Annotated in this window: 16 protein-coding genes and 1 CRISPR repeat array; of the genes, 9 read left to right on the forward strand and 7 right to left on the reverse strand. The window is 35.4% G+C overall.

Annotated elements, in window-relative coordinates; translation table 11 throughout:
- The first annotated feature begins 138 nt into the window (after window positions 1-138).
- The 5 genes from fldA to cls all read left to right on the forward strand — a co-directional run bounded on the left by fldA (window position 139) and on the right by cls (window position 3,754).
- Complete coding sequence (gene fldA, locus H3U96_RS04070; protein ID WP_034902105.1) at window positions 139-651, forward strand: flavodoxin FldA; 513 nt, start codon at window positions 139-141, stop codon at window positions 649-651.
- Between the two features lie 78 nt (window positions 652-729).
- Window positions 730-1,188 (forward strand): ferric iron uptake transcriptional regulator, encoded by a 459-nt coding sequence (fur, locus tag H3U96_RS04075; protein WP_034902110.1) that lies wholly within the window; start codon window positions 730-732, stop codon window positions 1,186-1,188.
- A gap of 68 nt (window positions 1,189-1,256) precedes the next feature.
- On the forward strand, window positions 1,257-1,799 hold the full coding sequence (locus tag H3U96_RS04080; RefSeq protein WP_086361024.1) for an inner membrane-spanning protein YciB: 543 nt from the start codon (window positions 1,257-1,259) through the stop codon (window positions 1,797-1,799).
- A gap of 27 nt (window positions 1,800-1,826) precedes the next feature.
- Window positions 1,827-2,285, forward strand: a complete 459-nt coding sequence (gene yciA, locus H3U96_RS04085; RefSeq protein WP_065578536.1) for an acyl-CoA thioester hydrolase YciA — start codon at window positions 1,827-1,829, stop codon at window positions 2,283-2,285.
- 5 nt (window positions 2,286-2,290) lie between these two features.
- Window positions 2,291-3,754 carry a cardiolipin synthase gene (gene cls, locus H3U96_RS04090; RefSeq protein ID WP_034902116.1) on the forward strand — a complete coding sequence of 488 codons (1,464 nt, stop codon included), beginning with the start codon at window positions 2,291-2,293 and terminating at the stop codon, window positions 3,752-3,754.
- Window positions 3,755-3,787: 33 nt separating this feature from the next.
- Here cls and cpdA read toward each other — a convergent pair whose 3' ends face one another.
- Both cpdA and nudF read right to left on the reverse strand, forming a co-directional pair.
- The gene (gene cpdA / locus H3U96_RS04095) at window positions 3,788-4,618 is read right to left on the reverse strand and encodes a 3',5'-cyclic-AMP phosphodiesterase (RefSeq protein ID WP_198195706.1); all 831 of its coding nucleotides are present in this window, start codon (window positions 4,616-4,618) and stop codon (window positions 3,788-3,790) included.
- 161 nt (window positions 4,619-4,779) lie between these two features.
- Window positions 4,780-5,409, reverse strand: a complete 630-nt coding sequence (gene nudF, locus H3U96_RS04100) for an ADP-ribose diphosphatase (protein ID WP_198195708.1) — start codon at window positions 5,407-5,409, stop codon at window positions 4,780-4,782.
- A 140-nt stretch (window positions 5,410-5,549) separates the two neighbouring features.
- Here nudF and tolC point away from each other — a divergent pair, with 140 nt between their 5' ends.
- On the forward strand, window positions 5,550-6,896 hold the full coding sequence (tolC, locus tag H3U96_RS04105) for an outer membrane channel protein TolC (RefSeq protein WP_065650751.1): 1,347 nt from the start codon (window positions 5,550-5,552) through the stop codon (window positions 6,894-6,896).
- Window positions 6,897-7,008: 112 nt separating this feature from the next.
- On the opposite strand, the gene H3U96_RS04110 is transcribed toward tolC, so the two are convergent.
- Entirely contained in the window at window positions 7,009-7,899 is an 891-nt protein-coding gene (locus tag H3U96_RS04110; protein ID WP_086320084.1) for a LysR substrate-binding domain-containing protein, read from the reverse strand.
- Window positions 7,900-8,131: 232 nt separating this feature from the next.
- Between H3U96_RS04110 and H3U96_RS04115 the strand changes: the two genes are divergently transcribed.
- The gene (locus H3U96_RS04115) at window positions 8,132-8,911 is read left to right on the forward strand and encodes an SDR family oxidoreductase (protein WP_086361026.1); all 780 of its coding nucleotides are present in this window, start codon (window positions 8,132-8,134) and stop codon (window positions 8,909-8,911) included.
- Window positions 8,912-9,280: 369 nt separating this feature from the next.
- Here the strand turns inward: H3U96_RS04115 and H3U96_RS04120 are convergent, their stop codons facing one another.
- Both H3U96_RS04120 and metG read right to left on the reverse strand, forming a co-directional pair.
- Window positions 9,281-10,675: a hypothetical protein gene (locus tag H3U96_RS04120; protein ID WP_198195710.1), complete on the reverse strand. Its 1,395-nt coding sequence runs from the start codon at window positions 10,673-10,675 to the stop codon at window positions 9,281-9,283.
- A gap of 453 nt (window positions 10,676-11,128) precedes the next feature.
- A CRISPR array of direct repeats spans window positions 11,129-11,636; the repeat unit is 28 nt; unit sequence TTTCTAAACTACCTACACGGTAGTGAAC.
- An 868-nt stretch (window positions 11,637-12,504) separates the two neighbouring features.
- Window positions 12,505-14,532, reverse strand: coding sequence for a methionine--tRNA ligase (metG, locus tag H3U96_RS04125; protein WP_086361027.1), 2,028 nt, complete (start codon window positions 14,530-14,532; stop codon window positions 12,505-12,507).
- A gap of 253 nt (window positions 14,533-14,785) precedes the next feature.
- Here metG and apbC point away from each other — a divergent pair, with 253 nt between their 5' ends.
- A complete protein-coding gene (gene apbC, locus H3U96_RS04130) occupies window positions 14,786-15,853 on the forward strand; it encodes an iron-sulfur cluster carrier protein ApbC (RefSeq protein ID WP_086361028.1) in 1,068 nt (355 codons plus the stop codon).
- 76 nt (window positions 15,854-15,929) lie between these two features.
- On the opposite strand, the gene H3U96_RS04135 is transcribed toward apbC, so the two are convergent.
- Window positions 15,930-16,670 carry a phosphatase PAP2 family protein gene (locus tag H3U96_RS04135; RefSeq protein ID WP_065614475.1) on the reverse strand — a complete coding sequence of 247 codons (741 nt, stop codon included), beginning with the start codon at window positions 16,668-16,670 and terminating at the stop codon, window positions 15,930-15,932.
- A gap of 297 nt (window positions 16,671-16,967) precedes the next feature.
- Here H3U96_RS04135 and H3U96_RS04140 point away from each other — a divergent pair, with 297 nt between their 5' ends.
- Window positions 16,968-18,131 carry a sugar transporter gene (locus H3U96_RS04140; RefSeq protein ID WP_086361029.1) on the forward strand — a complete coding sequence of 388 codons (1,164 nt, stop codon included), beginning with the start codon at window positions 16,968-16,970 and terminating at the stop codon, window positions 18,129-18,131.
- A 27-nt stretch (window positions 18,132-18,158) separates the two neighbouring features.
- Here H3U96_RS04140 and H3U96_RS04145 read toward each other — a convergent pair whose 3' ends face one another.
- Window positions 18,159-20,093, reverse strand: coding sequence for an ABC transporter ATP-binding protein (locus H3U96_RS04145; protein WP_086361030.1), 1,935 nt, complete (start codon window positions 20,091-20,093; stop codon window positions 18,159-18,161).
- Between the last annotated feature and the right edge of the window lie 84 nt (window positions 20,094-20,177).

Raw genomic sequence — 20,177 nt, forward strand, 5'->3', positions numbered from 1 at the left:
AATTTTAATGCAAGATGTAAAAATTGTGTAGTAAATAATTACTTATGTTTATAGTAATTGAGAATTATTGCTGATAACTACCGACAATGATATACTCAAAAAATATATTGATATTGTAAAAACAGTAAAGGTAAAAATATGACACAAGTTGGAATCTTTTTTGGTAGTGACACCGGTAATACAGAGAATGTAGCTAAACAAATCCAACAAATTTTAGGTACAGATAAAGCAGATCTTTTCGATATTGCAAAAACTACTAAAGAACATATCGAAAAATATGATTGCTTGTTTTTTGGTATCCCAACTTGGTATTACGGTGAATCTCAAGCTGATTGGGACGATTTTTTCCCTAATTTAGAACAAATTAATTTTAATGGTAAAACTGTAGCAATTTTTGGCTGTGGTGATCAAGAAGATTACGCTGAATATTTCTGTGATGCAATGGGAACAATTCGCGATATTATCGAACCTAAAGGGGCAAAAATTGTTGGTCATTGGTCAACAGAAGGATACAGCTTTGAAGCATCGAAAAGTTTAGTTGATGATAATCATTTTGTTGGTTTAGCCATTGATGAAGATCGTCAACCAGAATTAACCGAAGAACGCATTAATAATTGGGTGAAACAAGTAAAAACCGAAATGAATATTTGATCTATCAAAGTGATTTATTTTATTTTCCGTACATATTTTTGTAATATGTTTTATTAAACAACTCAACTGGAATGTAATATGACGAATCATGATAAAGATAATAATGCAGCACTGAAAAGTGCCGGCTTAAAGGTTACCTTACCACGATTAAAAATTTTAGAATTATTACGAGACCCTTCATGCCAACATATTACTGTAGAAGATCTTTATAAAAAACTACTTGATATGGGCGAAGAAATTGGCCTTGCAACGGTTTATCGAGTATTGAATCAATTTGACGATGCCGGAATTGTAACTCGTCATAATTTTGAAGGTGGCAGAGCTGTTTTTGAACTTGCCTCACAAAAACACCACGATCATTTAATTTGTTTAGATTGTGGCGAAGTGTTTGAATTTCGAGACGAAATAATTAATCAACGTCAAAAAGAAATCGCAGAACAATATGGCGTTACCCTCACTTTTCATAGCTTATACCTTTACGGACATTGTAAGGCTGGTAACTGTAAAGCTCATCCGGAACTTCATACTAAAAAATAAGCCTATTTTATAGGCTTTTTTACTTATTAAGAATAATACATACTTTTATCTGTCAGGTTAATAATCACATGAAGCAGCTTTTAAATTTTATCCCACTTATCGTATTTTTTATATTTTTAACAATTTACGATATTTTTGTCGGCGTCCAAGCATTAATGATTGCCTCAACAATATCCTTTTTAATTATTCTTGTTATGTATAAAAAAATTGATAAAGTTGAGCTGATATCTTATCTGATGGTAATGATTTTTGGTGGCGTGACATTGTTAACTCGTGAACCTAATATCATCAAATGGAAAGTGACTATTATTAACTTTTTATTTGCTACTGCTTTATCTGTTAGTCAGTTTATTTTCAAGAAAAATCTAATACAAAAAATATTAGCTAAAGAGATACAGCTTGATATAACAGTCTGGAATAAGTTAAATCTGATCTGGATTGTATTTTTTATCGCTTGTGGGACTTTCAGTTTAATTGCAACATATTATGCAACAGATGACTTCTTCTGGATTTTTAAAGTATTTATTTTACCGGCAGCATCATTAATAATGTCTTTAATATCGGGAATTTATATTTACCGAAATATGAGTAAGACTACTGAAAATAGATAAGATGATACAGGTAGGAGTATTAACAACATGACACAAAATGATAACAACCCTAAAGGACAATTAGTATTACGAACCTTAGCTATGCCGGCAGACACTAATCCACATGGCCATATTTTTGGCGGATGGATCATGTCGCAAATGGACTTAGCTGGTGGTATTTTAGCTAAAGAAATTGCCAAAAGAAGAGTAGTGACAGTTAATGCAAGTAGTATTACTTTTTACAAACCGGCAATGGTTGGCGACGTAGTATGTTGTTATGCTCATTGTATAAAAACTGGCACTACCTCGATTACCATCGAAATTGAAGTTTGGATTAAAAAAGTAACCGATTCAGAAATTGCTACGCAGCGTTTTCGTATCACTGATGCTACTTTTACCTATGTTTCTGTAGATAAACACAATAATCCAAAACCTTTGCCAGAAATATTTCAACATTATGATTGTACTAAAGATCCCATTAGCAAATTAAACTTAACTTATAGCTGATAAATATGCAATTTACATCATTCCATGCATTAATAAGTACATTAATTTTTCTCGTTTACTGGTTGCTTATTGTATCGACCACGCTACGTATTGTCTTCAAAAGAAGACCAACTACTTACGTGATTGCATGGATGTTGGTCATTTATATATTACCTATTATTGGCATTATTCTTTACTTCGCCTTAGGCGAAACCCACTTAGGGCAACAGCGAGCTAAGCGTGCGCAAAAAATGCGCCCAACTATCACCAAATTTATTAATCAATTAAGCGCTTTCCCAGACATTTTTACCGCTAAAGTTAGCCAAGTCAGCAAGCCTATTTTTCAACTTTGTAAACATCAAACAGGACTTGATGGTATAAAAGGTAATCATATTGAATTATTAAGTGATACCGACACGATTTTTAATCGTCTTATTGACGATATCAATAATGCTAACTCCAACATAGAAATGGTATTTTATATCTGGAATGAAGGCGGTAAAGCGGATGATGTTGAACAAGCACTAATACAAGCCACACAAAGAGGCGTTACCTGTCGATTAATGATTGATTCAGCAGGAAGTAGACATTTTATTAGATCGAAAGCCTGTCAAAGAATGCGTGCTGCAGGTATTATCATTATAGAGGCGTTACAAGTTAATCTGTTGAGATTTATGTTTAGACGACTTGATTTGCGTCAACACCGTAAGGTAGCCATAATAGATAACTATATCTCCTATACCGGAAGTATGAATATTGTTGACCCTAGATTCTTCAAACAAAATAAGCATGTTGGAGAATGGGTTGATATCATGATCAGAATGAATGGACCAGTTACCACCTTAATGGGTGCTATATACGCTAGTGATTGGGAACTTGAAACAGGTAAATATTTAGCCCTTCCACAAATCACTGATTTTGCCGAACCACCAGAAGAAAAGAAACATATTATGCAACTTATTCCTTCTGGCCCTGGTTATACCGAAAACATGATCCATCAAGTGTTATTGACAGCAATTTATTCTGCTCAAGAACAAATTATTTTTACTACACCTTATTTAGTACCTAGTGATGATATTTTACACGCAATATGTACTGCCGCCCAACGTGGTGTTGAAGTCATCATCATTACGCCGAAAAAGAACGACTCATTAATGGTAAAATGGGCTAGTCGAGCTTTCTTTTCGGAATTATTAAGTAGTGGCGTTAAACTTTATCAATTTAATGATAATTTATTACATACAAAAAGTGTGCTAATTGATAATCAACTTAGTCTAGTTGGAACGGTTAATTTAGATATGCGCAGTTTATGGTTGAATTTTGAAATTACTACTGTAATTGATGACGCTCAATTTGCCAAATCACTATCACAGCTACTAAAACAATATTTATCACAGTCAGAAGAAATTAATATCCAAAAATGGAAAAAGCGACCGATCTGGCAACGAGTTATTGAACGATTATTTTACTTTTTTGCCCCTTTACTCTAATTAATTTTAAAAAATTAACGTACAAAAAATACCCTAATAACCTTTTTGTGATATATCAGGTAAAAATTGATTATCCTCAATACGAAAAACGTTAGATTCAATCACTCCATCTTGATTAAGAATAATTTCTCGCCACCCAGGTGCATCTGCATTAGATAACTGAAAATCATAACAATTAGGTTTAAATTGAAAACATGTAGAAGGCGTCGAAAATGCATGGCAATTATGCCAAATATGATCTTGTTGTTGGTGAATATGTCCCCAACCTACTCCTTTTATATTAGGGAAACGTTTGATAATTTCTTCAAGTTTATAACTATTTTTTAAAATATGTTCATCCAGCCAATCACAACCCGAAGGAATCGGATGATGATGTAAAAATACAAGGGCATTTTTATCGGCATGAGCAGTTAAAGTATTTTGTAAAAACTGCAATTCAGATTCAGGCAGCATTCCATAAGCCTTACCCACCACTTGACTATTTAGTAATACAATTAGCCAGTTATCACCGAGTAATATACTTTTATTTTCAGCAAGTTGATAATTCGAAAATACCTCTTGCATATAACTATAGTTATCATGATTACCGGCTAACCAAACACATGGTGTAGCAAATTTTTGAATTTGCTCAGCAAAGCGTGCATAAGATTTCTTAGCACCATCTTGGACAAAATCACCTGTTGCAACAATCAAATCAAACTTCTTATTGCTGCGCTCAATTTCAGCAATAACTGATAAAAAACTGGCATTTGACTTAACGCCTAGCAATGCGCCATTATCATCAGCAAACAGATGCGTATCGGTAATATGCAGTATTTTTGCACAATGCTTATTACGTATTTGAAGCTTTAAAAGTGACTCCAAAATCTACCTCTATCATTTATTATATGAAATCATGTCAGCAATAGAATTGATATTGTGATCAACATCACAATTTTTATTTTTAAATCATGATGTTAACTTAAATTGTAAAATAAATTCTATTTTTAGGAAAGTAATAATTGCTTAGTTTAACAAAAAACTGCTTATTTCCATTCATTCTTTAATGTCAGATGATTAAGTTGTAACCACTGTAGCGCAATAATTGAGGCGGCATTATTTATTACCCCTTCTTCAACCCATTTATACGCTTGTTCACGACTCACCACATGAACCTTAATATCTTCGTTCTCTTCAGCCAAGCCGTGTACACCTTTTGCGGTCGAAGAATCAACTTGACCAACCAGAAGATGCAACTGCTCAGTTAAGCCACCTGGTGAGGCTAAATAACTTATGATCGGCTTACATTGTCCAATGACTATACCCGCTTCTTCCATAGCTTCTCGTCTTGCAACTTCTTCTGTCGACTCATTCTCATGATCCATCATGCCGGCAATCAACTCTAATATCCATGGACTAGCTTGGGTATCAATCGCTGCAATACGAATTTGTTCAATAAGGACAACTTCATCTCGTTTATCATCATAAGCTAAAAGTACCACCGCATGACCACGTTCTAAAATTTCACGCGAAACCATTTCACTCACTGAACCATCAAATTTACGATATTGAAAACGATATTCAAACAACGAAAAAAAACCTTTATATAAAATTCGTTTAGTTAAATTAAACACATCTTTTTTGTTAAAAATTACTGGAGTAGGTTTATATTTCATATTAAGTTCTCGATTTTAAGCTAAATTTTAATAAAAAGTGCGAATAACTAATATGGGCACTTTCTATATGCTAATTATCTGTTAAAATTATGCAATTGAAAAATATTATTCTATTTTATTGCTTTTAAAGAGAAAGATTGATGAAAAAAACTTTAACCTTTTTAATTGGCTTAGCATTAAGTCAATCTGTATTTGCTGAAAACTTAGTTCAAGTTTATGAACAAGCAAAAGAAACCAATCCAGATTTACGCAGTTCATTGGCTGAAAAAGATAAAGCTTATTCAGCAATTTCAGGTTCTCGTGCAAGCTTATTGCCACAAGTAGGCTTAAGTGCTTCTTATGGAGTAGCCCATGGACGTCGAGACAATAGCGGAATTAAGACTAAAAGCGGTAGCTTATATCAAGTCGCTGTCTCGCAAAGTATCTTCAATTTTTCTAATTGGAAAGCTTTAGATATCACGAAAAAACAAGCAACTATTGCAGATATTTCTTACCAATACCAAGGCCAAACATTAATTTTAAACACTTCTGTTGCTTACTTCAATGTACTTAAATGCCTTGATGCATTAAGCTTTATCGATGCTCAGAAAAAAGCAATTGGTCGTCAATTAGAACAAACTCGTCAACAACATCAAGTCGGTTTAGTAGCTATTACCGATGTACAAAACGCACAAGCAAATTACGATTTAACGGTAGCGCAACAAGTTAATGCCTTAAATGATTTAAATAACGCGATTGAATCATTGCGTCAAGTAAGTGGCCGCTTTTATTCTAAGCTAGCCAGTGTTGATACCAAAACTTTTAAAACTCAAGCACCAACACAAATTAACACACTGTTAAAACAATCTGAAACCGCCAATCTTAACTTACTAACTATGAAGTTAAATCAAGAGATTGCTCGTGATCAAATAAAAATGGCACAATCAGGTTTTATGCCTACGGCAAGTCTTGATGCCTCCACTAACTTAAATAAATCTGATAGCTATGGTAACACCAATTATCAACGTCATACCGCTGGCAAAAAATATTCAGGGGATAATAGGGTTGGTGTGAGTGTAAGTTTACCGCTTTTCTCTGGTGGGGCGACCGTATCACAAGTTCAACAAGCACAGCATAATTTTGTAAGTTTTAGTGAAAAACTTGAAAGTACAAATCGTAGTGTAATTAATCAAGTTCGCTCATCTTATAACAATATTTCATCATCAATTAGTGCGATTAAAGCTTATCAACAAGCGGTGGTTTCTGCACAAAGTTCATTAGAAGCCACATCTTCTGGTTATCAAGTAGGAACACGTACTATTGTTGATGTGCTTAATGCTACCACACAACTTTATAGTTCAAAACGAAATCTATCCGATGCTAAATACAACTATTTAACTAGCTTATTACAGTTGAAATATGCTGTTGGTACTTTAACTGCAAGTGATTTAGTTTACTTAAACAACATGTTAGGTAAAGAAGTTAGTACCATTGCAACGATAAAATAATCGACTATATAGTTTGATTAAACATAAAAAAGCGATCATCAGATCGCTTTTTCTATTTTTGGTGATTAATTTTTCTAATTTAACTCTATTACCAAGTGTATTGTAAAATTTATCAAGACATAGCATTAACCATAAACTCAATAAAAGTATTAAGTTTAGGTAATCTTTGCTTATCTGCTGTATACAAAAGATGAGCTTCTCTGGGCGGGGGCAAAAAATCTTGCAAAATAGGAATTAATTTACTCTGTTTAATCGACTCATTCAGTACTGACTCGGGTAACATTGTGATGCCTAATCCCTCAATAGCGGCTGCAGCCAATGCAGTGGTATTATTACTTTGAAATGCACCTGAAATAGCGATATTAGTTAACTTGCCATTGATAGTAAATGGCCACAAATTATCCTTTTTGGTCGGATTGACATATTGATAAATTAAGCATTGATGCTTCTTCAAATCGTCAGGTATTGCTGGTACGCCATTTTGAGCTAAATAGCTTGGTGAAGCAGCAAAAATCAGCTGTAAATCACTTAGTTTACGCGCAATTAAACTTGAATCATTTAATGAGCCAATTCGAAATACCACATCAAAATCATCTTTAACTAAATCGACATAACGATCACTTAATTGCATATCAATATTCACTTTCGGATAACATTTCATAAAGCGACTTATCACAGGAATCAAATTAAATTGACCATAACTAATTGGGGCACTAATCCTTAATCTTCCCTTGGGCTCTTGGCTAAATTGCTGGGCTAATGTTTTTGTACTTTTAATTTCACTGAGAATAAACAAACATCGTTCATAATACTGTTTACCAAACTCTGTTAAATGTTGTGATCTTGTCGTTCGATTAAGCAATTTCAGCCCCAAATAATTTTCTAAAAAAAGAATATATTTAGCAATCATCTGTGGGGAGGTATTTAACGAAATAGACGTCGCAGCAAAAGAGCCTGTTTTTACGGTTATAACAAATGCTTCCATACATTTAACTAAATCCACATTAGCAATCCTCAGTTGTTAATAAATCAATTTTGATATTATTTATTGTCATTTTATCAATCAATATAATATAGATCTTTAATTAAATACGGAAATTTAATCAGTATATAATCATCATTAAACAAAATTTTGCTGATTAAGTTTGCCTAACGATTTTTATGTCAGTTAAATATTTTAGTGATATCAACTTATTAAAAGTTTGGTACCAATCTAAGTAACAAAGGGATTAAAAATGGAAAACAAAAGATATACCGTTATCACTGGTGCTAGCTCGGGAATAGGTTATGCAACGGCAATCGCATTTGCCAAAAGAAACAAAAATCTAATAGTAATTGCTCGAAGAAAAGAAAATTTAGAATCATTAAAACAACAAATAGCAAAAATAAATCCCAAAGTTGAAGTTATCATAAAAGTTTGTGATTTAACCAACACACAGTCTAATTATCATTTATTCAATCAATTAGAGAATTATTTTATCGAAACTTGGATTAATAATGCTGGTTTTGGTCATTATGGCAGTGTAAACGATCAAGATTTAACAAAAATCGAATCCATGCTGCATTTAAATATTGAAGCATTAACCATTCTATCAACGCTTTATGTACGTAAATATAAAGATCAAGCAAATACTCAGTTGATTAATATATCATCTCGCGGTGGCTATACCATTGTGCCAAATGCTGTTACCTATTGCGCAACAAAATTTTATGTTAATGCTTTCACTGAAGGGCTTGCTCAAGAACTGATACAAGCTAAGGCTCAATTAAAAGCAAAAGTACTTGCTCCGGCAGCAACACAAACGGAATTTGGCAAAAAAGCCAATAATGTTGATGAATATGATTATGATAAAAGTTTTGCTAAATATCATTCTGCCGATCAAATGGCTGAATTTTTATTAGCCCTTTATGATAGCAACAAAATCATTGGCGAAATCAGCACGAAGGATTTTTCATTCAGTTTAAAAGATAGTATCTTTCCTTATTCTGGTAATCCAGCAGAAAATCAGAAATAAACAATCGAACATAAGCGATTAAAGTGATTTTGGGGTTTTAAAAACCCCTTTCCTCAAAATTTTTTTATTCTTTAAGTTTCGGACGTTTGTTGTTCTGCGGTTGTTTCTATACGGTGATTACGTCCGAGTTAAGAGGGTTGGCGCCAACCCTCTTTACAATCTCCCGCGGCGACCACGCAAGTGGTCACGATGTGACTGCCTTCCGCCTTCGTTCGCTCTTAACGCTCCTTGCCAAACATCCCTGTTTGTCATGCTAACCTCACTCAGTTGTCAGCACATTGCCAATGTCGCGCCACAAAATCGCTTTTATCGCCCTAACGTTATTTTTCTTATCCTCAGCTTCAATACCTAAGAACTAAGAAATAATAGCTAAGGATAGACACAGGCTCCACCGCCCCTTGTGGAGTAGTTCCAAGTATCGGGAGAAAACGAACCATAACGCGTGTTAACATAAAAAAACCTTTGTGTACTAATTACTATATCTTGCGTCCAATATTTAAACGTCCAAGTGCCGCCGGCGCCGGAGCCGAGGCCGGGAAAGTTGGCACCAACGTAATCCTCCACCATCCCCCATTCCGAGAACAATCCTCCACCAATGTGACGCCGGAACCAAGGATCAGGTGACGAAGGCGTTGCCTCTACTACACCGTTACAAGCGTCTTCTGAATTAAGTCCCCGACAAGACCCATTAGTTAAATCCCTGATATTTGGGAGATGGTATCCAATATTATTACACCAAGATTCCACACTAGAATGGTTCTTTTCATTATTACCACTATTAACAAACCACTGCTTTAACTCAAATCCATATTTGACCACCGCATTACCACTGCTATCACGACCGACTAACTCAAATACCTGCGGTAAAGAGGGTCTGTCGATTCTACGTGGATTTTCTGAGTACCATTGATTAGGGTCTGTAACGGCAGGACCAGTTAGGGTGACTTTAACGCTGGTATTTGTTGAATCGGTCATCGTCGCCGTAATACCACCATGAGAAACCGTAGCCCAAGATAAGGCCTGATTACTACCACCAATATCTAAATCAAAATACAAATTATTAGCACCAGTAGTCGGGAAGTTTAAACCATAAGACGATGGCGTAACTGACTGTGGTAGAAAACCATTACGCCCTTGATAAATGGCATCAGAAAGATTACTCCCAATCCCATATAAGTTAGGTCTTGCAAAACAAATCACTGGCGCTGCTTTAGGATTAATATAATAAGTGGCATTACTTGCACTAAAACGACTTTCATTAGGCACACCATAAAGTGTTTTTAATCTACCGCTATCACTAGATAAGGTTAATTTATATGGCGCTTTACAAATAGTCAGTACTTCATTACGGGCAACACGATTATCGTCTTTATCAACAATAGTTAATTTTAAATTACCGGTAACGGTGACACCATAATAAACTCCCTGACCATCACCATCATCATCCCCCCAATAATTATACGGTTTGCCAATAAGTGAACTTAATTCAATAGAATTAGAATGAGTATCCGTTGGTACTAACATACCAATATCCTTAAAACTCTGACCAGCAACAGGTAACTCGATAGGATGGTTTCTTGAATCATTGGTTGTGGGAGTAAATGTTCTACCATCAGAAAGGGATATCCCGAGTAGCGCTTTGGTATTTGTCGCCCGGGTACGACCACCATCAAAGGTTAAATAAGGAGCTGAACCTTGAATAATATTGGTCGTTTTAGTGGTTAATGCATAATTAGAAAAAGAGATAGACTGTAAAACAACCATGGTTAATACCAAAACCATCGGCCGAGATAAAAAGACTAAACTAAGAAATGTTGAAAACCCTTGCCAAATTTGTTGGAAAAATAAATTGTAGTGAGATAATAGACCGTACGTGCTTAACTTTACTAACGTTAAATTATAGGTTGGGCAGGTTTTGTGTTTTGTGTTTTGTGTTTTAAATTATAATGCATTTTGACGTTCCTGTCAAGTAATTCTATGATTTTTTTGGTTTTATTTTATTTTTATCGGCTAAATATCCGTCGAATATTGTTTATTATAAACACTTGAAGTATAGTCATAAAAAAAATCTAAGCAATAGTATTTAATTGTTTATTTGTTAAATTTTGTAAATATTATTATTAAGTTAGGTTATTAAAACATAGTTTTAATTCTTGAAAATGTATTTTTCAATTTTGGGGTATAACATACGATATAAATAATAAAGAGATTGTATCATTTCTAAACTACCTACACGGTAGTGAACAATTTGGTATGCCAACTGCTGTTGGTAAATATTTTCTAAACTACCTACACGGTAGTGAACGCATATTCCAATCATCTTCTGTTGCAGCCGTATTTCTAAACTACCTACACGGTAGTGAACAATTACTTGCTAGTATTGATCCTGCTACAAAATTTCTAAACTACCTACACGGTAGTGAACCTGCACTTAATCTTGACACGAGAAGTGCATATTTTCTAAACTACCTACACGGTAGTGAACGACTTCCCAAAATCTGCATAGTCCCGCCAATCTTTCTAAACTACCTACACGGTAGTGAACATTTTCCAAAACTCGCCGCAACATACCCCCATTTTCTAAACTACCTACACGGTAGTGAACTTCGGGTATGATGATTCCGCTATCAGTTTGAATTTCTAAACTACCTACACGGTAGTGAACGGTTAGCTGCATACTCAACCATAGCGTGTGATTTTCTAAACTACCTACACGGTAGTGAACTAGAATCCCATATACTATAAATGCAGTTGGCAAAAAGAAAAAGCGCAATTTTACTATTAAAAACCCTTTTTTTAAGTGATTTTTTAATATATTGATTTTTAATTATTTTATTTTAAGTTAAAAAAAAGGGTTAGCAATAAGTAGGAATTTAAGTTTCAAAACCCCCGTTCCTCAAAATTTTTTAGTTCTTTATTTTTTAGTTCTTTGAGTTTCGGACGTTTTGTTGTTTTGCGGTTGTTTCTGTACTGTGAATACGTCCGAGTTAAGAGGGTTGGCGCCAACCCTCTTTACAATCTCCCGCGGCGACCACGCAAGTGGTCACGATGTGACTACCTTCCGCCTTCGTTCGCTCTTAACGCACCGGCTGTGATTTGTTCCTGACAAAGCACCGCCTTGGCAAACATCCCTGTTTGCCATGCTAACCTCACTCAGTTGTCAGCACATTGCGGATGTCGCTAAATTAAATACACCAAACTTATTTGCCAAAATAAACTCTTATGTTTATAGCAAGCTAATTTTAGTTTTAAAACCGATTTTGGGGAAACTTGGGCGGGATTTTGGCTTTAAAAACCCCGTTCCTCAAATTTTTTATTTAAATCCTGCAATATTTTAACCATATGTGATGAAAACTATAGTGACTAGTTGGTTATTGGTTTTATTAGATATTATCGTGATTCTGATTAACTGTAGTAATTAAATGGGATTTATTCGAACAGAATGAAAAACTAAAATAGTTGCAATTATTAGGTTTAGCAAACGATCAATTGAGCAACAGAACTAACTCATATTTGTAATATTATATTACTTAAGTATCTTAACAAGCCTAATAGCTTGTTAAGATGCAGATTAAAGAATTGATTACATATCTTTACGAGATTCGCATCCCCGGTTTAGCACCACTATCTGGTGATAATAGATAAACACCTTCATTATCATCTTTACCACTAGCACAAAGTACCATACCCTCTGAAACACCAAAACGCATTTTACGAGGTGCCAAGTTGGCAATCATAATAGTCAAACGGCCAATTAATACTTCAGGTTCAGGATAGTATTGTTTGATACCTGAAAAAACATTACGGGTTTCATCGCCAATATCTAGCGTTAATTGCAATAATTTATCCGAGCCTTCAACAAAACTAGCGTTTTTGATTAAGGCAACGCGCATATCAACTTTAGCAAAATCATCAAAATTTATGGTTTCCGCAATTGGTTCGGCTACTTTTTCTTTTACAGATGTGCTTGATGCTGCTTGCTGTTTAGTTTCTTCAATCATGGCAGTAATTTTATCCATATCAATTCGGTTAAATAATGCTTTAAAACTGTTAATTTTATGACCTGTTAAGGCTTTATCAATTGTATGCCATTCTAATTGACTATTTAAAAATGCTTCACTACGTTCAGCTAATGCCGGAACGATAGGTTTTAAATAGGTCATTAAAATGCGGAATAGATGAATACCCATTGAACAAATATCTTGTAATTGCTGATCTTGCCCTTCCTGTTTAGCAACCACCCATGGCGCTTTTTCATCAATGTAGCGGTTAGCTTCGTCAGCTAAAGCCATAATTTCACGTACCGCTTTACCTGACTCTCGTTTTTCAAAAGCATCAGCAATAACTTGCGATTTTTCGACAAATAAGGCGTAAAGTTCTGGTGCAGCAATATTATCAGATAATTTGCCGTCGAATCTTTTACTAATAAATCCCGCCGAACGTGATGCGATGTTAACCACTTTATTTACCAAATCGCTATTAACTCGTTGAACAAAATCTTCAAGATTAAGATCGATATCATCAATATGTGGCGACAATTTAGCGGCATAATAGTAACGTAAACAATCTGGATCCAGATGTTTTAGATAGGTACTTGCTTGAATAAAAGTACCACGAGATTTTGACATTTTAGCGCCATCAACGGTTACATAACCGTGTACAAAAATATTTGATGGTTTGCGATGTTCACTACCATCTAGCATTGCTGGCCAAAACAAACTATGGAAATAAACAATATCTTTACCAATAAAATGATAAAGCTCGGTCGTTGAATCTTTATTCCAGAACTCATCAAAAATCGCTTTATTATTTTTATTACAATAGTTAAGGAAAGAGCCCATATAGCCAATTGGTGCATCTAACCAAACATAAAAATATTTACCCGGTGCGTCTGGAATTTCAAAACCAAAATAAGGGGCATCACGACTGATATCCCACGGTTGTAGACCTGCTTCAAACCATTCTTGCATTTTATTAGCAACTTGTTCTTGTAATGTGCCTGAACGTATCCAAGTTTGTAACATTGTGGCAAACTCAGGTAAATCAAAGAAGAAATGCTCAGATTGTTTTAAAATCGGGGTTGCGCCTGAAACGACTGATTTAGGATCAATTAAATCAGTAGGATTATAAGTCGCACTACATACTTCACAATTGTCGCCATATTGATCTGGTGCTTTACAACGAGGACAAGTACCTTTTACAAAACGATCAGGTAAAAACATCTGTTTTTCAGGGTCGAACAGTTGTGAAATAACCTTCGTTTTAATATAACCATTCGCTTTTAAACGTTTATATATTTGTTCTGATATTTCACGATTTTCAGGGCTATGGGTTGAATGATAGTTATCAAAACTAATGTTAAATCCGGCAAAATCACGTTGGTGTTCGACTTTTACTTCCGCGATCATCTGCTCAGGAGTAATGCCTAATTGCTGAGCTTTTAACATAATCGGCGTTCCATGCGCATCATCGGCACAAATAAAATAGATTTCATTGCCACGCATACGCTGGTAGCGAACCCATACATCAGCTTGAATATGTTCAAGCATATGACCTAAGTGAATTGAACCGTTTGCGTATGGAAGCGCACAAGTCACCAATATTTTGCGTTGAGTTGTCATGTTAAATTATTACCTTTAATTTCATAATGGCAGAAATAGTACAACAATCGTGTGATTATCGCTAGATTTATGCCATAATTTGCCTAAATTTCTTTATAAAGCCAATCAATTTTGGACTGGTTGTATTTTTATTGGAATGTAAAAAATATAATTTTGTAATTTATTGTCCATTAAAGTTATTGATAATATCGATAACAAATTAAAGTAAAATAACTAAATATATACCAACGAGCTAGATAAAAGGTTTATTAACATGGAAGCAAAAAAAATTCTTGAGAATTTTCGTCACCCTACTCTACAGAAAAATCTGATTGAACTTGGGGCTATTTCCCAATGTGAACGGGTTAATCAAGAACTAATGATTAGCTTGACCATGCCTTTTGCTTGGCAAACTGGTTTTGAAGATCTGAAAACAACAGTGACGCCATTATTACTTGAATTAGATGGTGTTGAAAATGTGAATTGGAATATTAAATATAATATTGCCACATTAAAGCGAGCCAATAGTCATCATGCTATTAAGAATATCAAAAATATTATTGCGATAAGTTCCGGTAAAGGGGGGGTTGGCAAATCCTCAACTGCAGTTAATTTAGCTTTAGCGTTACAAAAACAAGGGGCTAAAGTGGGTATTTTAGATGCTGATATTTATGGCCCGTCAATCCCAACCATGCTTGGCACTGAAAAAGAACAACCATTAACGCCTGACAATAAACATATGTCAGCGATTATGGCTTATGGCCTTGCTAGTAATTCAATTGGCTATTTAGTTGCTGCCGATGGTGCGATGGTCTGGCGCGGACCAATGGCAAGTAAAGCGCTTTTGCAAATTTTACAAGATACACTCTGGCCTGAACTTGATTATTTGGTTATTGATATGCCACCAGGCACTGGTGATATCCAATTAACATTGGCGCAAAACATTCCTGTTACAGCAGCGGTTATTGTTACCACACCACAAGATATTGCATTAATTGATGCGCAAAAAGGCATCACGATGTTTAATAAAGTGAATATTCCAACTCTTGGTATTATTGAAAATATGAGTTATCACATCTGTGAAAATTGTGGTCACCATGAAGCAATTTTTGGTGAGGATGGTGCTAAGCGTCTAGCTGAAAAATACCAAACAAAATTACTTGGTCAAATGCCGCTTCACCGTTTATTACGCCAAGATCTTGATTCTGGACAACCAACAGTAGTCAGTCATCCTGATAGTGAATTTACGCAATTATATTGTAATATTGCCGCACAAGTTGCTAGTCAACTGTATTGGCAAGGAGAAACAATTTTGCCGGATATATCATTTAAGGCGCTATAACGGAAATTAATATTGGTTGTTAAAGGATAACAACCAATATAAGAAAATGATTTAGTTACCTACAAACACCCTATAGCTATTGAAATTGATTCAGTTCAGCTTTTGCTTTAGCTAATTGTTCAATAAATGCAGAATTAGTATGTAACTGTGCAACTACTGCCGCCGCCATGACTCTTGCCGCATCAATGTCACTTTGCCAATGATAACCACAAATAACTCGGCTTTCACCAACTTCGTAACCTCGTTTTAAAATTTCATTTTGCCGTGCAGGATTAATTTCAGCTAAGACCAATGCTATAGCAAATCCCATTGTGGTATGACCAGAGGGATATGAACCATTGGTCGATAACGTTTTTTCGTCTTCAGGGCGACATGTCGGTTCATTAAAAAATGAAAACGGTCTGATGCGGTTGTAATATTGTTTAGCCGATCGAGTTGCTAGATCGCCAGCATCTTCTTTCATTGTGGTAATAAGTTTATAAATTTCAGGCGAGCTATCAATTGAAATATCATATCCAAAAGCGGCTGAAAACTGTTTAGTAACATTATCTTTACTCGAATCAGCATCAAGATAAGCTTGTTTACCTCGCTCAGTATTTCGCATGGATTTTCCCCAATCATACATGGCTTTATCTCTTAAAAAATCAACGCTATTAAAGGCTGGTGGTGGCGGTAATAAATGTAAACTATCTGGTGCTTGTTCTTGGGTAAGATAAAAATCATTTGGATTTGTGGTTACATCTTTAACCTCAATGGCATGGACGTTAAAACAAAATAAAATAGATACTACTAATGAATATAAAAACTTTTTACGCATAGATATCTCCTAAGTACTATTTTAATTAGTGATGAGAAAGCAACTTAATAGAACCAATAAAGAAACGGCAAGTTTTATATGTAATGGGATTAGCAATAATTATTATAAATACAGTACTGTTTGATAATAAAACATTAAACACTAGTTAGCAAAATTTTTTTATGAAGAACAGCACATTACTATTGATTGCTTAACATTTTTGATAACCGCATAATTTATGGCGATGATTGTTTAATAGTCAATAATATTCAGCTATAATCAGCTTATTGAATCTCAATCCCTTCTATCACATTAATCATGAATAATGCTAATAAACGGTCTCGAATCTGGTCGTCGATTCTCTGCCTTGCCCTTGCTGCGTTTATATTCAATACCACAGAGTTTGTACCAGTTGGATTACTGCCGAATATTGCTGAAAGTTTTTCGATGGATGTTGCGCATGCCGGGCTATTATTAACTATTTATGCTTGGGCGGTATCGTTATTATCTTTACCTTTAACGGTATTAACCGCAAAAATGGAACGCCGTAAACTACTTATATTTCTATTTTGTTTATTTATTGCTAGTCACATCTTGGCTGGCTTTGCTTGGAGTTTTTATAGTTTAATGGTTGCTAGAATCGGCATTGCTTGCGCCCATGCGGTTTTTTGGGCCATTACCACGCCTTTAGCGGTTCGATTAGCACCCAATGGTAAAAAAGCTAAAGCGATGGGCTTTATTGTGGTTGGCACCTCAATGGCAACAGTATTAGGGATTCCTATTGGAACAATGATCGGCCAATTAGTTGGCTGGCGAGTCACATTTTTATGTATCGGGGTTATCGCATTTTGTGTAATGGCTTCATTAATTTATTTGTTACCGGCTGTGCCTAGTATGAACACAATTTCACTAAAAGCCATTCCTGAAGTACTTAAACGACCTGTATTACTAAATATTTATTTGTTAACTGCTATTATTATTACCGGCCATTTTACCGCTTATACTTATATAACGCCATTTATGCTTAATGTTGGTGGCTTTAGCGAACAAATTGTCGTGAGCTTATTATTAGCTGTCGGTTTTTCAGGCATGATAGGTAGTTTAATTTTTGCCAAATATTCCGAACCACATCCAACCGCCATTTTAGTTATGCCGGTGATATTATTAATTATCTGTTTATTATCGCTTTATGTTTGTTCTTTTAGTCTCATAACCGCAATAGTACAAGGTATGGTTTGGGGGCTTGCGATTACCATTATTGGTATGGTGATGCAGAGTAAAGTTATTGATGCTGCACCTGATGCTGCCGATATTGCGACCTCGGTTTATTCGGGTATTTATAATATCGGTATAGGTGGTGGCGCCTTTGTCGGTAGCCAAGTATTGGTTTACTTATCCACCCATTATATTGGTTTTGTTGGCGCTATTTTTGTGATTATAGCCCTAATACTTTTTTACTTTTTATCCAAAAAAACTTGGTAGTCATGAATAAGCGCTCACATTGAGCGCTTATTGGGTTAATGCTTCTAATTGTTCCCAACGTTCAAATACCACTTCAAGCTCAGCTTCTTTATCAGCTAAAGATTGCAGTATTTGGCTGGTGACTTCATGAGGTTGATTGAAAAAGTCACTATGGCCAATTTGAGCTTGAAGATCCGCAATAGCTGTTTCTAATTCCTCGATTTTATTAGGTAACTGGGCGAGTTCGCGTTGTTCGTTATAGCTTAATTTAACCTTCTTTTTAGCCGCTTGCTCTGGCGCTTGGTCTGCGCTATTGGTTTTGTTACTGTCACTTTTAGCTGATTCATTGCTCTTACTATTGGTGACTTGAGCACTCACTGGTTTAGCTTGCTGTTGTTGCTGTAAAGCATCAGTATAACCACCAGCATAAATACCAATTCGCCCCTGCTCTTCAAAAAACCAGCATTGGGTAACTACGTTATCGACAAATTGCCGATCATGGCTAACAAGTAAAACCGTTCCTTGATAATCGTTAACAAGTTCTTCTAATAGTTCCAACGTTTCAATATCAAGGTCATTAGTTGGTTCATCAAGCACCAATAAATTACTTGGTTTTAAAAAGAGTTTTGCCAATAATAAGCGATTTCGTTCACCACCCGAGAGTGCTCTGACCGGTGTTCGAGCGCGTTTTGGTGGAAAGAGGAAATCTTGCAAATAACCAAGTACATGTCTTGAGCGACCATTTACCATCACCTCTTGCTTACCTTCTGCCAGGTTATCCATAACGGTTTTTTCAGGATCAAGCTCTAATCGATACTGATCAAAATAAGCCACTTCAAGTTTGGTTCCGCAATGAACACTTCCTGAGGTCGGTGCTAAACTACCTAGCATCAGTTTTAATAATGTGGTTTTACCAATACCATTGGGGCCAATTAGAGCAATTTTATCACCACGTAACACTTGTACCGTGAAGTCCTTAACCAACACTTTATCATCGATTTGATAACTGACATTATCTAGCTCAAAGACAATTTTACCTGAACGCAGTGCTTCTTCGATCTGCATTTTTGCATTGCCCATAACTTGACGACGCTGTGAATATTCTTGCCGCATCGCTTTTAATGCTCTTACTCGCCCCTCGTTACGTGTTCGACGAGCTTTAATACCTTGACGGATCCAGACTTCTTCTTGTGCTAACTTCTTATCAAATTCGGCATTTTGTAACTCTTCAACACGCAGCGCTTCTTCTTTACCTAGCAAATAACTGTCATAATCACCGCCCCAAGAAGCAACCTTACCGCGATCTAAATCAATAATCCGCGTCGCCATTTGCCGAATAAAGGATCGGTCATGCGATATAAACACAATGCTGCCATTGAAGCTTTTTAAAAACTCTTCCAGCCATTTAATGGTATCGATGTCTAAATGGTTAGTTGGTTCATCCAATAATAGTACTGATGGTTGGCAAACTAGTGCCTTTGCTAATGCCGCTTTACGCAACCAACCACCCGATAACGAAGACAATAATGCCTCACCATCTAACGATAATGAGGAAATGACATTACGAATCCGATTATCCAATTGCCAACCATTTTGATGATCTAGCTGTTCTTGCATTTTAGCTAATTTAGATAGATTACCCTCACTTGGATCAGTTTCAACTAAGTGTGACAATGCATAGTAATCTTTTAATAATTGCGCTTGTTCTTTTAAACCTTCCGCAACAAAATCAAAAACATTTCCTTGAATATCTCGAGGGGGATCTTGCTGTAATCGAGAGACAATAACGTTGTTTTCATAAACAATTTGTCCTTCATCGAGCGGTACTTCTTTATTTAACACTTTTAATAGAGTTGATTTACCGGCGCCGTTACGACCAACAAGACAGACTCGCTCGTTAGTTTCTATCGACATATCAATATGATCAAGAAGTGGTGCATCACTAAATGATAAATAGGCATTGGTAAGATTAATTAATGACATATTTGTGGTTTTTATTTGGATATTAAATAATAAGGCGGTATTCTATCATAAAGTTGCGCTTGGCAACCAAAATCAATTATCAAA

Origin of the sequence: Gilliamella sp. M0364 (assembly GCF_016100565.1) — a bacterium.
GTDB lineage: Bacteria > Pseudomonadota > Gammaproteobacteria > Enterobacterales > Orbaceae > Gilliamella > Gilliamella apis.